The sequence below is a fragment of the Cupriavidus sp. MEYA8 genome (genome assembly GCF_059278825.1).
The window spans coordinates 1,084,470-1,099,173 of record NZ_CM181222.1; the positions used below are offsets into that span (position 1 = coordinate 1,084,470).

The 14,704-nt window shown below is 63.3% G+C and carries 12 protein-coding genes; 6 read left to right on the forward strand and 6 right to left on the reverse strand.

Features of this window, described 5'->3' with window-relative positions; translation table 11 throughout:
* Positions 1–276 precede the first annotated feature (276 nt).
* From AC5WJ1_RS22045 to AC5WJ1_RS22065, 5 genes are all read left to right on the forward strand, one after another.
* On the forward strand, positions 277–1,689 hold the full coding sequence (locus AC5WJ1_RS22045) for a glycosyltransferase family 4 protein (RefSeq protein ID WP_434034330.1): 1,413 nt from the start codon (positions 277–279) through the stop codon (positions 1,687–1,689).
* Between the two features lie 284 nt (positions 1,690–1,973).
* Complete coding sequence (locus AC5WJ1_RS22050; protein ID WP_195428072.1) at positions 1,974–3,125, forward strand: polysaccharide biosynthesis/export family protein; 1,152 nt, start codon at positions 1,974–1,976, stop codon at positions 3,123–3,125.
* A gap of 13 nt (positions 3,126–3,138) precedes the next feature.
* Positions 3,139–3,603: a low molecular weight protein-tyrosine-phosphatase gene (locus tag AC5WJ1_RS22055; protein ID WP_135703366.1), complete on the forward strand. Its 465-nt coding sequence runs from the start codon at positions 3,139–3,141 to the stop codon at positions 3,601–3,603.
* Complete coding sequence (locus AC5WJ1_RS22060) at positions 3,600–5,822, forward strand: polysaccharide biosynthesis tyrosine autokinase (RefSeq protein ID WP_135703365.1); 2,223 nt, start codon at positions 3,600–3,602, stop codon at positions 5,820–5,822. Before AC5WJ1_RS22055 ends, AC5WJ1_RS22060 begins: the two co-directional genes overlap by 4 nt.
* 86 nt (positions 5,823–5,908) lie before the next feature.
* Positions 5,909–6,577 (forward strand): acetyltransferase, encoded by a 669-nt coding sequence (locus tag AC5WJ1_RS22065; protein ID WP_494476958.1) that lies wholly within the window; start codon positions 5,909–5,911, stop codon positions 6,575–6,577.
* A gap of 29 nt (positions 6,578–6,606) precedes the next feature.
* Here the strand turns inward: AC5WJ1_RS22065 and AC5WJ1_RS22070 are convergent, their stop codons facing one another.
* The gene (locus AC5WJ1_RS22070) at positions 6,607–7,308 is read right to left on the reverse strand and encodes a phosphatase PAP2 family protein (RefSeq protein ID WP_135703363.1); all 702 of its coding nucleotides are present in this window, start codon (positions 7,306–7,308) and stop codon (positions 6,607–6,609) included.
* A 69-nt stretch (positions 7,309–7,377) separates the two neighbouring features.
* Complete coding sequence (locus tag AC5WJ1_RS22075) at positions 7,378–7,998, reverse strand: sugar transferase (protein WP_434034331.1); 621 nt, start codon at positions 7,996–7,998, stop codon at positions 7,378–7,380.
* A 359-nt stretch (positions 7,999–8,357) separates the two neighbouring features.
* On the opposite strand from AC5WJ1_RS22075, the gene AC5WJ1_RS22080 reads away from it, so the two are divergent.
* Complete coding sequence (locus AC5WJ1_RS22080) at positions 8,358–9,365, forward strand: DUF1839 family protein (protein ID WP_133097189.1); 1,008 nt, start codon at positions 8,358–8,360, stop codon at positions 9,363–9,365.
* A gap of 25 nt (positions 9,366–9,390) precedes the next feature.
* On the opposite strand, the gene AC5WJ1_RS22085 is transcribed toward AC5WJ1_RS22080, so the two are convergent.
* The 4 genes from AC5WJ1_RS22085 to AC5WJ1_RS22100 all read right to left on the reverse strand — a co-directional run bounded on the left by AC5WJ1_RS22085 (position 9,391) and on the right by AC5WJ1_RS22100 (position 14,583).
* Positions 9,391–11,982 (reverse strand): beta-mannosidase, encoded by a 2,592-nt coding sequence (locus AC5WJ1_RS22085; protein WP_434034332.1) that lies wholly within the window; start codon positions 11,980–11,982, stop codon positions 9,391–9,393.
* 138 nt (positions 11,983–12,120) lie between these two features.
* Complete coding sequence (locus tag AC5WJ1_RS22090; protein WP_195428024.1) at positions 12,121–13,125, reverse strand: amino acid--[acyl-carrier-protein] ligase; 1,005 nt, start codon at positions 13,123–13,125, stop codon at positions 12,121–12,123.
* Positions 13,126–13,135: 10 nt separating this feature from the next.
* Positions 13,136–14,308 (reverse strand): acyl-CoA dehydrogenase family protein, encoded by a 1,173-nt coding sequence (locus tag AC5WJ1_RS22095; protein ID WP_218959566.1) that lies wholly within the window; start codon positions 14,306–14,308, stop codon positions 13,136–13,138.
* Between the two features lie 23 nt (positions 14,309–14,331).
* Positions 14,332–14,583, reverse strand: coding sequence for an acyl carrier protein (locus AC5WJ1_RS22100; protein ID WP_029045129.1), 252 nt, complete (start codon positions 14,581–14,583; stop codon positions 14,332–14,334).
* Positions 14,584–14,704: the final 121 nt, after the last annotated feature.

The window sequence follows — 14,704 nt, forward strand, 5'->3', positions numbered from 1 at the left end:
TTTGAGCAGGGCATGGACAGCACATGGCAAACCGGATGGCCGAGCCACAGCCGACTGCGCTGACAGAGAAGATTATCGGGACTCGCTACCGTGCCCGCAATGAAGCTGGGTGTGACGCCGAACGCAAGGCGCGCGCGCTTTCCTGCCGCACCCGCGAGGCTGCCGCGGTGCGATGCCGGGCAGTGTGGTCTGGGCCACGCTATGCGCTTTCACGGGGCGTCGGACTCTGATTAGATGTATTCGGGCGGATGGGAAAGTACTCATCCGGCCCTGACCATGGCCCTGACCATGGCCCTGCGCGTCCACATGCGGTCGCGGCAGGATCAGCTATTGTCAGGCCCGCGTCTGCCCTGGTGGCCCACCCTGCGGGCCGGGTCGGCCAACCGGGCGAAGCCCGCCAATGACATGTGCGCCAGCATCCAACGATCCGGTCCCTCCATGAAGCACGTCTGGATTCTCAATCACTATGCCCTGGAACCCGGCAGCAGCCCCGGCGGTACGAGACACTTCCACCTGGCAGAGCACCTGAGGTCGTCCGGCTGGCAGGCAACCGTTATCGCGGCCAACACGGTCGGCGCAAGGGAACGGCATCTGGAGGCGGGCAGGTTGTCGCGCCTTGACAGTATTCGCGATGTGTCTTTCCTCTGGGTACGTACGCCCACATACGAAGGCAATGGCGCTGGCCGCATCCTCAACATGCTGGCCTACAGCTGGCGCGCCTTGCGGCGGCGGACCACGCGTGGCCTGCCGCGTCCCGACGTGGTGATCGGCTCCAGCGTACACCCCTTCGCCGCGGCGGCGGGCGCCTTGCTGGCGCACCGCTTCAAGGTCCCGTTCGTGTTCGAGGTGCGTGACCTGTGGCCGCAGACGCTCGTGGACATGGGTCGCCTGCGCGAAGGGGATTTCCTTACCTGGGCGCTGCGCAAGCTCGAGCTTTGGCTGTATCGGCGTGCCACTCGCATCGTCGTGCTGCTGCCGCACGCGTGGGAGTACATCGCGCCGCTGGGCATCCCGAAAGAGCGCATAACCTGGATACCCAACGGCGTGGACCTGTCGCTGTTCCCGCCGCCCACGCCTGCACGCACCGTCGCGCCGTCCGAGCGTTTTACGCTGATGTATTTCGGCGCCCACGGGCAAGCCAACGGCCTGGACAATGTGCTGCAGGCAATGAAGCTTGTGCAGCAGCGGCCAGAGGGGCGGCACATCATCCTGCGCATGGTTGGAGATGGCGGCCTCAAGCCTGCGCTGATGGCGCAGGCGCAGCAACTCGGCTTGTGCAATGTCATCTTTGAGCCCCCCGTACCGAAGACCCGCATTCCGGCTGTGGCAATGGAGGCCGATGCCTTTGTCATCGCCGTGCGCGACCTGCCACAGTTGTACCGGTACGGCATCAGCATGAACAAGCTGTTTGACTACCTGGCTGCGGGCCGGCCCATCGTCATTGCCTCCAATGCCTCCAATAATCCGGTGGCCGACTCGACGGCGGGATTGACAGTGGCCGCGGAGCAGCCGGAGGCGCTTGCCGACGCCATCATCAGCATCGCCGCAGCGCCGCTCGAGGCTCGCCTGCGTATGGGGCGCGCCGGCCGCGAATATGTCGAGCGCAACCACAGCTTCCAGCTGCTGGCGCAGCGCCTGGCTGGTGTGCTGGACGAAGCATGCAGACCTCAGGCCAACCCGGTGTCCTGACCTGGTCGATATCGAGGCTCCGTGCATTGCACACGGGCTGGAAGACCAGTGCTGGCCTTTGCACCTTTACTGCAGGAAGCGAGATGCAGCGAACGGAGGGGCCCACTGGGCGAAGGCTGGCGCTCGCGGCAGTACAGCTTTCACGTCCGAACATTCAACGTGCGACAACGCACCGAAGCATGGAGCTGCCCCTCCTACGATGCAAAGCATCAGGGCATGGCAGATGCGATGCGTTGTCCGCTGCCATCAGTAAGGAGACCGCCGTGAGACCAGTCAATTGGCGCATGCATTCCCGAATCATCCTGGCTACCCATCGCCACAACATCGCTTCCAGTCTGTCGATACTTGTCGCCACCGGCCTGCTTGCAGCCTGCTCTGCTTCGCCGGGCATGTACTTCGGCACCAATGCAGTGGTGAGCGCAATCGGTCCCGATGTCGTACCCAAGGTGACACCGATCACCCTCGATCTGGTGAAAGCCCAACGCAGCAAGGTTCGTACAGACAATGAGCGGGTCGAAGAACTGTTCGCCACACCGCGGCCTTATCAGATCGGCCCTGGCGACATCATCTCGGTCGTGGTGTGGGACCATCCGGAACTGGTGTTTCCCACGCAGACCTACAGCATCGGCGCCGCCTTCGAAATCCCGCAGTCCAGCGGCGGCGCCAACGTGCCGGGTTATGTGGTCAGCGCACAGGGCGATATCCAATTCCCCTACGCCGGCGTCATGAAGGTGGGTGGGAAGACAGCAAACGAGGTTCGCGACCAGATGGCGCGGGTTCTGTCGCGAGTGGTCAGGAACCCCCAGATGACGGTGCGGGTGCTCGGCTTTCGTAGCCAGCGTGTCTATGTTGACGGAGAAGTCAAGACGCCTGGCATGCAGGCCATCGATGACGCGCCCATGACGCTGGTGGAAGCGCTCAATCGCGCCGGCGGCGTGCTGAATCTGACCGGTGACAACAGCCGCATCCGCGTTACCCGCGGCGAGCGTAGCTGGTATGTCAACATTCCTGCGCTGCTTGCCAGGGGTATTGATCCGTCCCGCATTCTGCTGCGCTCGGGCGACATCGTCCGCGTGGAACAGCGCGAGGACAACAAGATCTTCGTCACCGGCGAAGTGGTGCGCCCGGCCTCCCTGCTCATGCGCAATGGACGGATGACACTGAACGAAGCACTTGGCGATGCCGGCGGTGTCAATCCGAGTTCGGCCAATGCGGAACAGATCTACGTCATCCGCAAGGCGGCCGATGGCGAACCCAACATCTTCCATCTGAACAGCAACTCTCCGGCGGCGCTGGCTATCGCCGAGGGCTTCGAGCTGGAACCGAAAGATGTGGTCTATGTGGACGCACGTGAGGTGGTCCGCTGGAGCCGTGTGATCAACCAGTTGTTGCCGAGCACGCAGCCTGTGTTCAGTACTGCCACGGCAATCAAATAGCGGGATGCGAAACATGACTCGCTCGATCCTGGTGATTTGCATCGGCAACGTCTGTCGCAGCCCCATGGCGGCCTGCCTGCTGAGCCAACTTCTGCCCGCATGCGAGGTAGCTTCGGCCGGACTCGCTCCGCCGGTCGGCGCACCCGCGGACCCAAGCGCTGTCAGGCTGCTTGCGCGCGAGGGCCTCGATATTGCCAGTCACCGCGCCCGCGCTGTGAACGACGCACTTGTGGCAGCTGCGGACCTGATCCTCGTGATGGACAGCGAGCAACGCGACGAGCTTGAACGGGTTTTCCCGCTGGCACGCGGGAAGACCCACCGGATTTGCGAATCCACGTCCACGGATGTGCCGGATCCGTACGGATGCTCGCCAAGCATGTTTTATATCGTTCTGGAACTGATCAAGCAGGGCATTGCTTCATGGTCTGCACGGCTGGCAGAGGTTGCACCAACTGATGCTCAAGGAGAGGTATCATGAGAACGGTCAGTACCGGGGATCAAGCTCCCGCTGGCGGGGACGAGCATCAATCGGCCGTGGACTTTACCGCCTATCTCGATTTGCTGGCCCGCTATCGAAAGACCTTCCTGTCCGTCGTCGGCGTGGTCCTCGTGGTCGGCCTTACCTATGCCCTCCTGGCCAAGCCCGTCTACCGCACGAACATGACGGTGCAAGTGGAGGACTCGGGTGGTAGCCACGTCAGCAAGCTCATAGCCTCCATCTCACCGGGACCCGATGCCAAACCCGCCGCTTCCGCGGAGATTGAACTCCTGCGCTCGCGGATGGTGGTCGGAAAGGCTGTCGACAACCTGCACCTGTATATCGAAGCCGCACCGCGCTATTTCCCCGTGATTGGCCCGGTAATCGCCAGCTTCAATCCTGAACGGTCGCACCCTGGGCTGTTTGGATGGGGTGGCTTTGCGTGGGGCCATGAATCGATTGCCGTGTCCCAACTCGACGTTCCTGCGTCGATGGAGGAGCGCAAGATCCTGCTGACCGCGCTGGGTGACAACGAGTACAGGGTGCGGTTTGCCAGCGACGATGTCGAGGCTACCGGCAAAGTGGGATCGCCATTGACGATCACCACTGCCAACGGCGCGGTCACCATGCTGGTAAGCCAGTTGGACGGGCGTCCCGGTACCCAGTTCGTGCTGCGTCGCCTGGCGCGCGCTGCTGGCATCGCGCGCTTGCAGGAGAAGCTGACGATCAGCGAACGCGGCAAGGATAGCGGCGTGATCGGCGTGGCTCTGGAAGGTGCCTCGCCAGACATGACGGCGGCTATCCTCAACGAAGTCGGCAATGCCTATGTTGAACAGAACATCCGCCGCAAAGCCGCCGAAGCCGAAAAGTCCCTCGCATTTCTCGAGCAGCAGGTGCCGCTGCTCAGGCAGCAGGTCGACACGGCCGAGACCCGATATAACGCGATGCGCAATCAACGCGGCACGATCGACCTCGGCGAGGAGTCCAAGCTGATCCTGGGTCAGTCGGTGCAGATTCAGACCAAGCTGCAGGAGTTGCAGCAAAAGCGCCAGGAACTGGCTGCGCGCTTTACTTCAACTCATCCGGCCGTCGCACTCGTCGACAGCCAGATCTCCGGCCTGACCGCCCAGCTGAACGGAGTGTCCGGGCGGATCCAGAAGCTGCCGGACGTGGAGCAGAACGTGTTGCGGCTGATGCGCGACGTCAAGGTCAGCACCGAGCTGCTGCAGTCCCTGCTGAACGAGGTCCAGCAGTTAAAGCTGATCAAGGCGAGCAAGGTAGGAACGGCGCGGATTGTCGACCCGGCGGAGGTACCGCTCAAGCCGGTCCGGCCGGACCGCGCGCTGATTGCCGGGCTATCGCTCGCGCTGGGCTTGGTTGCTGGTCTGCTGGTGGTCTTCGTGCGCCATACGCTCGAGGGCGGCGTGGCAGACCCGGACGAGATCGAGCGGCAGACAGGGATGACTGTCTACTCGACCATCCCCTTCAGCAAACAACAGTCACAGTTGTCACCCGGCGCCGGCCTTCTGGCACTCCAGCAACCGGACGATCCCACGGTGGAGAGTCTGCGCAGCTTCCGTACCGCATTGCGTTTCGCCATGGCCGGGAGCAACAGCCCGACGGTAGTGATCACCGGGCCTGCCCCGGGCGTCGGCAAATCCTTTGTCTGTACTAACTTTGCCGCAATTGCCGCGACCGGAAGCCGCGTGGTGCTCATTGATGCCGACCTGCGCCGCGGTAGCCTGCAGAGTTCCTTTGATGTCAAGCGCGGCCCTGGCTTGACGGAACTGCTGATGGGCGCGCCGCTGGAGCAGGTATTGCAGCGGCAAGTGGTGCCCGGCCTGGACTTCATACCGACCGGCTCGCAACCGCCACACGCGACAGATCTGCTGCTGAGCCCCGCCATGGACTCCGTGCTTGAGCAGCTCAAAGCGCGCTATGACCTGGTGCTGATCGATACGCCGCCAGTGCTTGTGGCTGCCGACGCGGGCATCCTGGCAGGCAAGGCTGGCGCCGTGTTCCTGGTGGCGCGCGCCGAGAAGACCACGACCGGCGAACTGGTTGCGGCGCAACGCGCGATCCGGCAGGCTGGCGCCGATGTCAAGGGCGTGCTGTTCAACGGGCTTCTGATCGAGGGTCGCTGGTACCGGTCCCATAGCTACTTTGGCAAGTATCGCTATCTCGCCGATTACGGCAATGGACAGACCAAGCGGGCTTAGCCAGGGCGACGGCGGCGGCTGGTGTAGTTTCCGTCCAGCCGTCGGCCGCTGAACTCGAACTCTGCTTCGCTGAGGGCAAACAAGTCATGCCACTCGTTCATGCGGATGCCGTCTCGTCCGTGGTCATCGCCGGCGCAGGCGGACTTGGGCTGGAACTCTATGACTATCTGCAGGCAGAAGCGCTGTGCGGCGGACCGACGGTAGCGGGCTTCATCGATGACACGCCAGACAAGGTTCCGGAGGGCATAGACCTGCCACATCTGGGGTCGATTCGTCAGTACCGGCCAACGCCGCGCCAGGCAGTGCTGGTAGCGATCGGTGCCACCCTGGCACGGCAAGAGGTGCTGTCATGGCTCCTGCATAGCGGGATCGAGGTTCCGATCTATGTCCACGGTACGGCCCTCGTCTCGCCTTCCTCCCACCTGGGCGTCGGCTCGTTGATTTTTCCGTTTGCGGTCATCAGCCGGGGCGCGGTGGTGGAGGACGGCGTGGTGGCCAATGTCTCCAGCGGAATTGGGCACGGTGCCCGGGTGGGTGCGTGCTCCGTGCTTTCTCCTCATGCGGTCCTCAACGGCAACGCCGCCATCGGACCGCGGAGCTTCCTGGGGACACGCGCGACGCTCTTTCCGGGCGTCAGCATCGGCGCGGAATGCGTTGTCGATTCTCACACCTGCGTTTCGACCAGCGCCAAGGACCGGCAGTTCATCACTACCGGCAGTTTCCAGATGACCTCACGCCTGATTCGCGATCAGTGATGAACAGCTCGAACAGCTCGGGGCCCAGCTCAAAAGGTTTCAGAACATACGCGGTACGACGGCACCCGGCATTTCACGACCGTCACCACGATCTGGCCGGAGACCGGATCGGTATCGATGTACCTGGAATAGCGCTCGGTGACGCCGAACCAATCCATTCCATGTGACCACAATCGACCCTTGACGGGACGTGTCGCTGCCAGCACAAAGACGAACAGGAACCCGCAAAGCGCCAGCCTCGCAAGCATCGGCGTCCGACCGGGGCGCGCACGCTGACGAGCGGGCTGACGAAATGGATGCAAGTTGATCCACGCCACGGCAAATCCGACAGTCATACCGATCAGGGTTTCAGCAAGCGTGTGATAGTGTCCGACGATCAGGGCAATCGCCACCAGTACGGCCACGAGTACACCGGCAGACAGGCCGATCCTGGCCGTTCGCTTGCCCCATGCCGATCCCAGTATCGCGCCCAGCATCGGGTAGACCGATGCAGTGAGCATGGCGTGCCCGCTTACGCTGTACACGTTCACCGATGGCATTGACCACCCATTGAATTCGAACGCCAGCTTCCCTGCAAGAATGACGGCTGCACCGCCCACCAGCGACATGAGCCAGTAACACGCGCGCTCCCACAATCCCAGGTAGGCCAGACGGAGCGCAACAAGGCCCGCCAGGGGGACCGCCAGTGACGCGCCGCCACTATGGACAATGAGCATCCAGGATAGCTGCATCAGGAGCCTCAAGTTGTCGAATGGTCGCTTACCCGTGCGCCCCGGCGTATGTCGCCACCCGTTTCCAGTTCATCGCGCGATATCGGCATCCGAGGCGCTCCGTTTGCTTCCCATGAAGCGAGGGGCGGAGAATTCTCCCGCGGCACTGATCCCCTCGCGCGCTACTACCTTGATGACGGTCTTCCACAAGATCACGATGTCCAGCCACACCGAAACGTGATCCACATACCAGACGTCCAGCCGGAATTTTTCTTCCCAGCTGATCGCGTTGCGTCCACTGATCTGTGCGAGTCCGGTAATGCCGGGACGGACCATGTGGCGGCGCATCTGCTCTGGAGAGTAGCGTGGCAGGTATTCCATCAATAGCGGCCGTGGCCCAACCAGGCTCATGTCACCCTTGAGTACATTCCAGAGCTCCGGCAGCTCATCGAGGCTGGTGGAGCGAAGAAACGCCCCAAGTCTGGTCAGCCGCTCCGGATCAGGCAGCAGTTCGCCGTCCGGTCCGCGAGCATCCGTCATGGTACGAAACTTGAGAATGTGGAATGGTTCGCCATGAAGCCCCGGCCGGATTTGCCGGAAGAAAACCGGGTTGCCCAGACGCACGCGCACTACGCAAACCAGGAGCAGAAGCGGAATGGCAAGCAGCAGCATGCCCAGCAAGGCCAGGACAACATCAAAGATGCGCTTCATCACAATGGCTCCGAGAAACCGCACTCATTTGGGCATGGCGCAAGGGGAGCGCCGCTGACAGGCTTCATGCTCTTGGTTCGGTTGCTTTGCCCATGGCAACGATCCATCCACGGGCACTCAATGCGGAGGATTGCCTGCAGTGACTATGCCCCGCGGCGCCCCTTTGCACCGTTGGCTATCTCACACTTCAGCCGCCGGCTCTGCCACGGCGCCAGCGAGCACTCCCGCGACCCATTTTCCTCGGCTTGCCTCACCAGTTCTTCAAGTCTGTTTGAGAGCGCACCGAATGGCAGGTGCCGTCACGCCAGAATCGGAAGTCCGTACGCAAGCCAGCACAATGAAAGGTGCAGAGGACCGACATGAAAGTCTCGACAGCAAGCGGCGAAGGTGGAGGCGGGCTGAGAACCGCCCTGCCGGCGACCGCGCATCCCCACGCTCTGCATGGTTCCGAAGCCATCTGGCAGGAAACCAATTGCTATATCGACCTGTGGGTGGAATTGCTGCATGGCTGGGGGCTCGAACCGCGCGCAGGACTCGCGTTCACCGTTGCACAAGACTTTGAAGGCGATCACTTCACCTTCTTCAAGTACCCGCAGATGGATCTGGAAACGCTGTATGGGATCAGCGTGCAGGAAATGGCCGTTTATGACACGCTGCAGGCACACGTCACGGCGCAGGTCGAACGCGGTCATACCGCACTGGTCGAAGTCGACAGCTTTTACCTGCCCGACACGCATGCCACCGCCTACCGGCGCGAGCACGTCAAGACCACGATAGCGATCAACCGTATCGACAACCAGGCCGAGCGTGTCTGGTACTACCACAGCCTGGGCTACCACAACGCGCAGGGCGAGGACTATCGCGGCCTGATGCGGCTCTTGCCCGAGCTCGCAGGCAACGCAAACATCCTGTTCCCCTATGCTGAATATGCAAAACGCGTGCGGCCTCCGCTCGAATCGTCCGCGTTGGTCGATGCTTCGGTGGCACTGATGCGATACCACCTCGCCAGGCGCCCCGCAGGCAATCCGGTAGGTCGCTGGCGACAGGTGTTCGGCAAGCATATGGACGCCCTGCTGGCGAGGGACGAATCCTATTTTCACCTGTACACCTTCAACTTCCCGCGCCAGCTGGGCGCCAACTTCGAGATGCTGCATCACTGGCTGTACTGGCTAAGCGAGCATGGGCACGAGACGCCCCTGGCCGTCGCAGACGACGCACGCGCCATCGCAACCGAGAGCAAGGTATTGCAGTTCCGACTGGCGCGGGCAGTGGCACGCCGGCGCGCCGACCTCTGCGCGGACTGCCTGGATAGCCTGGAGTCCTGCCATGACAAGGCCATGGCAGGACTGCTATCGGCTTTCGGCTGAGCCAGCACGCGACCGGCAGGCGTCGCTAACCATCATAGCCAAGCGGATGGTCAGCATTCACAGCGTAGATTTCGCCTGAGGGAACGGTAACAGCTTGCGCCGCGCCCTTGCGCTCGTGCACGAGTCGAACTCGCCGGCTGCTTCCCGGTGCAAGGTGGAACCAGTTCTCCGAAGCCTGGTAGGCAACGTCCTCGATGTGCACCCAGCGCGCGAAGCGCTCCGCTGACACCGTCAGCCACCACTCGTCGCCAACCTGCTCTAGCTGCGCCCGCAACCCAGGCGCCTTGAGCGCGGTGGCACGGCGGTCGGGCAGGTACACCGCCTGGCTCAGTGGCTCGCCGCTGTCGCCGGCAAGCAACGTCGCCAGTACCACGTCATGCGTCGGCGGGCCGAAGCGATAGGCATACGTGAAGTCAAAGAAGCGATCGAGCAGTGCGGACGCCTCGATACGCTCCGACCCGCGCGCCGGCAGCCGCAGGCTGTGCCGGGCTTCAGCCACCACCATCGCGCCATCACGCAGGCAGCGAAGGACCAGCAGCAGAGAGCGTGGCTGCGGCATTTCGTTCAGCACGTGCAGGTGCAGTCCATTGAGCCCCTCATCAGTAATCAGCACCTGCACTGGTTGCCAGACCTGGCGTAGCGCATGCCATGCCGACTTGGGGCGCCCGCACGCATCGACAATACCCCAGCCTGCGCCAGGCGTCAGGTCTTGCAGCTGCCAGATCAGGCCGCCGGAACAACCCGATCCCACCCGTCGCCATTCGCTGAAGACTTCGGTCATCACCTCCGCCGTCACCGCCCGCGACAGCATCAGATAGCGTTGGGGCTGCTCATACCGCAAGCGCGGCGGATCCACATCGTACAAGGCGCGCAAATAGTGATCGCGGACATCTTCGAAATCCCACGGTGCACCCGCGTCGCGCGGCACCGTGGCTTTCCAGCGCGGGGAATACAGCGGCAGCAACAGTCCGTGCTCTGTCAGCGTTCGATCACCGGGAACATTGGCAAAGGCCAGGCATTCGGAGGCGAAGCGGACCTGTGCCAGCCGCGCATCCGTCAACGGACGTTCGTAGGCCCCCACGCCGTAATAGTGGCAGACACCGCTGTCCGGCTGGAACGGCCAGGCCCCTCCGGTTGGCGAATTGCTGACATAGACCACGTCCGGACGATGCGCGGCAACCAGGCCCGGGATCAACTCCTCGAACAGCGGTTGCTTCCATTCGCCACGCGAGGTACCCAGCATTGCCGCCTGCTGCTCCGCCTCGCTACCGCCGCAAAGCACCGCAACGCTTGGATGCGCCCGGGTCGATGTCAGCCACCCGGTGACTTCGCGCTGGAAGTCATCGGTAAGGCCAACGCCGGGTCCGATGCTGCCATAGTCGAAGTTGGCGAACATGAAATCCTGCCAGACCAGCAAGCCCAGTTCGTCGCAAACCCGATAGAAGGCTTCACCCGGATAGCACGTGACACCGCTGATGCGCACCATGTTCATGCCGCCGTTGCGCGCAAGCGTCAGCCAGTACCGGGAGGCTTCATCAGTGTCTGCGAGGCCAGGCAAATCGATGCTGGAAATGCAGGCCCCGCGGCAAAACAGCCGCTCGCCATTGATGCACAGTGCAAACGGCTCAGACAACCGCGAAGGCCCGGACGAAGCCGATGCGCTCGCACCGTCGAGCGATACCGTGCGAAAACCGGCCCGGCCGCATTCGATGGCGCGCCCGTCGACGGTTGCATCGACACGGTAGAGGTGTGGCTCGCCGTGCGTATGAGGCCACCATAGCTTCGGTTGTTCGACCCGTAGCGTGCCCGCAAGGGTGTGCCTGTCAATGCGCGAGAGTGTGCCGGGATGGCGGCAACCCTCACCGTCTGTTGCCTCGAACGACCCCGAAGCCGGCGCTGCCCCCGGGAAATGCAGCCGCAGCGAGACGACGCCGTGTCCTTCCGGCATTTGCGCCGACATGTCAGCGCGCACGCCGTGAAGAATGTCGTCGCTTGCCGGATCGAGCAACTCTACGGAACGCCAGGGCCCCACCGCATGCACCGGCGGGCACCAGCCCGGCATATGGCCAAGCAGGGTCGTGCGGACCGTACGCAAGGTGGGGGGCACGATCATTCTGGGCTTCCAGCGCACTGCGCCATGCCGCTTGCGCAACCATGGATGCAGCGCCCGAAAACAGAGATACAGCAGGTTGTCTCCGTCCAGGTCGACCTCGACCTCGTGCGCGGCGAACATATGCTGAACACCCAGCACGAGTTTTCCGTTGAGCCAGGCTTCGGCCACTGTGGCGAGTCCGTTAAAGCGCAGCACGTGCCTGCCCCGCCCGGCAAAGCGCACACGATACCAATGGTCATGCAGGTGCAGTGGCGGCGGCGCGGAGTCGTCCCAGCGGCCGGCGGCGCGCAGCGCGCTGGCCACCGTGCCAGGAACCGGGGCCGGCAGCCAGCCCGCCGTGCCATCCAGGCCCGCCGGACTGTCGGCTGCACCGGCGTCCGTCTGTATCCACGTCCACTCGCCACCGAGCACGGCGTTGCCAATGGGGATGCCCGATCGGATGTCAGGGAATGACTCCGGATCAGGCATCGAGGTGTTTGTGTCCGGGTAACCTTGGGACATCATGGACTGCCTTCATCGCGTAACCCGGCAGGGCCGGGATGCCAGCCTGGCGGATCACAGCCGACTGCCTCGCAGATTGGCTCCAGCGGCATCAGCCGGCAACACTCTGCGCGGTTCCGATCGAATGCTCGCGGCGTTGGACTAGATGCCTCCGAGCACATCGCGCACGCGTTGCGGCCAGCGCGCCAGTTCGAAGCCGTGATGGCGCAGTAAAGCCAGCGTCAGGCGCTCGATGCCGAAGCCCACGCAGCCGGTATGGGCCAGCGCCCCGTCATCGGTGCGCAGCGGCCACGCATGGGCGAAATGATCCATGTGATAGTTGAAACTCATGCAAGCGGTCGGGGGCGCGCCATCGTTGATCGGCACCAGCAGCTCAAACTTCAGTTTGAGTTCACGCTGACTGTCCGCGACGATCTTGCCGCCACGACCGAAGAACGGATCGTTTGCAATATCCACCTCGTGCGGCAACCCGAGCATGCTGGCCAGCTTCTGGCCACGCTCCATCCATGTCTGGCGGAATTCGACAATCTGCTCGGCTGTCCCGAGCCGCACGTACTCGCGCTGGCGGAACATCTGCATGCGTGCGGGGTCGATGGAGGGCTCATGGCGGAAGCAATACGTCAGCACGTCGACCACGAGGCCGCCACGGGGCATCGGCCCGCGGTCGGCCACTACCGGGTAGACCGGATAGCACGCGGCGGGTGCCAGCACCACTTCGGTCGGTCGCTGCTGCTCCGCCCAGTCCTCACCGTGTTCCACACGGGCGAGCAGACGGTGATGTTCCCGTTCGCCGCCACAGAAGCAATGCACCGTCCCCGCCAGTTGCGGAAAACTCTTGAGGTATTCGCTCGCTTCGAAATCCTCGCGCGGCATCGCGGGAGGAAATCGCATCACTTCCGCATGCTGGTCGGCTCCGAGCTTGCCGATGGCGAGGTTCAATCCATCGGCAATGCCTTCGAACAGCGCGCTGCGACCATAAATGCCATCGACCTTGGTCGGAAAGAGCACGCGGGCATCGATGAGCGCCTGCCGGTAGGCACGACGGCCGAGGTCCGGATCCCGCACCGGTACGGCGTGGAAAAAATGATCACCCGCAACAGGTGATGCGTTCTCGTCGGGCGTGCAAGTGTTGCTGGTGTCGTCCATGCTCGGATCCTCAGGCAGTCCGGTCCGCCAGCAGCAGATTGGCGGTGTTGGTCAGGATGCGATCGTTGTTGATCATCAGGGGCGCCGACCACAGATCCCGAAGGTGGCGTCCCAGGCTGAACGGCGTGCCATGCTTGTAGCCCGCCATGCCGCACACCAGCATCGCGATCTGGACTGCCTCGAGCGCCAGCACCGACACGCTGGTCTTGAGACCATTCATTTCCGCCGCCAGGCTGAACATCGCCGACACGCCCTGCCTTGCCTGCCGCTGGCGCTGGTGGCTGAGCGCCAGCTCCAGGCGGCCATCGAGCATCTGGATGATGGCTACGGCCTCAGCCACGCGCGTTGCCGATGGCGGCAGCGTGCCGGGTCGGGCACGGGCCTGGCCCTGGAACAGTGCCTTGGCACGCTGGACCGCGTCCGCCGCGATGCCTGTCCACACGGCAGACCACAGGATATGCGACACGGGGGTCATCGTAACGTCCGCAATCTCGCCGAACGGCACCGGCAGGATCTGATCGGTATGGCCGCGCGCTTCGAGCCGGAAGCCGTTGCTGCACGTGCCCCGCATGCCCAGGGTGTCCCATGCGGAGAGGTTGTCCAGCGTGTAGTCCGGCTTCAGAACGCTCACCATGACCTGGTCCGTGGGCGCGGCATCGGGGTGTCGACGTGCCGTCACGAGAATTCCGTCAGCGTGGGCGCCATAGGAGATGGTTGGCGCCATCTTCAGCAAATGGAGGTTGCCGTTGTCGACGTTGACCGCGCATCCGCTGTTGCGCAACGCACCGCCAATAGCCTCTTCGGAGGTGGCCGATGCGAGCAGCAACTGTTCGCCGCCAAGCCGTTGCAACAGTTGCGCGTGCCATGCACTGTTGCCGGCATGGTTGACCAGGCATGCCACCTGGATCTGGTGCATCGCGTATATCATGCCCGTCGAAGCGCAGGCGGCGCCGAGCACGCGGCAAACCGCCGCGATCGTCTCGAGCGGCGCGCCACCACCGCCAAGGTCAGTCGGCACCATGGCACCCAGCAGTTTGTGCTCGCGCAATACCGTGAAGGCCTGACAGGGAAAGCTTGCGTCCCGGTCGACCTGGTCTGCATGCCGTGCTGCTTCTGCGGCGACCAGCCTGGCCGCCGCCAGCCAGTGCGCGGCATCGGCAATCTCGGCGCGCGGAGGTGCCAGCTCAACGCTGGCAAGCGCGGGGCTCACGCCGCCTCCTGCTCATTCTTGAGTTGCTCGGCTGCCGTCGCCAGTGCGCCGATGCTGCGAAACAGCTGGCGGGTCAGCATGCGATCGGGGATTTCGATGCCGAAAGCGTTCTCGATCGCGATCATGACGTGCACGGTCGCCAGCGACGACAGTCCTGCTTCATACAGATCGGCGTGGTCGTCCAACGATTCAACTGGCACGTTCAGACGAGCCACTTCCGAGAGGATGGTACGTATGGCTGCTCTCATGCTGGGACTCCAGATTTTGGGGAAGCATGGTGTTGAGCCATTTAGCCTGAACTTCGGGCTCGAATCGGTACGCTTCCGTACCAATGGGCTGCGGTGCCGGCACGCCTGCAAGGCTGCCCGG

What these genes read in the sequence shown, in the direction of transcription:
- AC5WJ1_RS22045 (WP_434034330.1), top strand. Translation starts at nt 277, where the DNA reads ATGGCCCTGACCATGGCCCTGCGCGTCCACATGCGGTCGCGGCAGGAT.
- AC5WJ1_RS22050 (WP_195428072.1), top strand. Translation starts at nt 1,974, where the DNA reads ATGCATTCCCGAATCATCCTGGCTACCCATCGCCACAACATCGCTTCC.
- AC5WJ1_RS22055 (WP_135703366.1), top strand. Translation starts at nt 3,139, where the DNA reads ATGACTCGCTCGATCCTGGTGATTTGCATCGGCAACGTCTGTCGCAGC.
- AC5WJ1_RS22060 (WP_135703365.1), top strand. Translation starts at nt 3,600, where the DNA reads ATGAGAACGGTCAGTACCGGGGATCAAGCTCCCGCTGGCGGGGACGAG.
- AC5WJ1_RS22065 (WP_494476958.1), top strand. Translation starts at nt 5,909, where the DNA reads ATGCCACTCGTTCATGCGGATGCCGTCTCGTCCGTGGTCATCGCCGGC.
- AC5WJ1_RS22070 (WP_135703363.1), bottom strand. Translation starts at nt 7,308, where the DNA reads ATGCAGCTATCCTGGATGCTCATTGTCCATAGTGGCGGCGCGTCACTG.
- AC5WJ1_RS22075 (WP_434034331.1), bottom strand. Translation starts at nt 7,998, where the DNA reads ATGAAGCGCATCTTTGATGTTGTCCTGGCCTTGCTGGGCATGCTGCTG.
- AC5WJ1_RS22080 (WP_133097189.1), top strand. Translation starts at nt 8,358, where the DNA reads ATGAAAGTCTCGACAGCAAGCGGCGAAGGTGGAGGCGGGCTGAGAACC.
- AC5WJ1_RS22085 (WP_434034332.1), bottom strand. Translation starts at nt 11,982, where the DNA reads ATGATGTCCCAAGGTTACCCGGACACAAACACCTCGATGCCTGATCCG.
- AC5WJ1_RS22090 (WP_195428024.1), bottom strand. Translation starts at nt 13,125, where the DNA reads ATGGACGACACCAGCAACACTTGCACGCCCGACGAGAACGCATCACCT.
- AC5WJ1_RS22100 (WP_029045129.1), bottom strand. Translation starts at nt 14,583, where the DNA reads ATGAGAGCAGCCATACGTACCATCCTCTCGGAAGTGGCTCGTCTGAAC.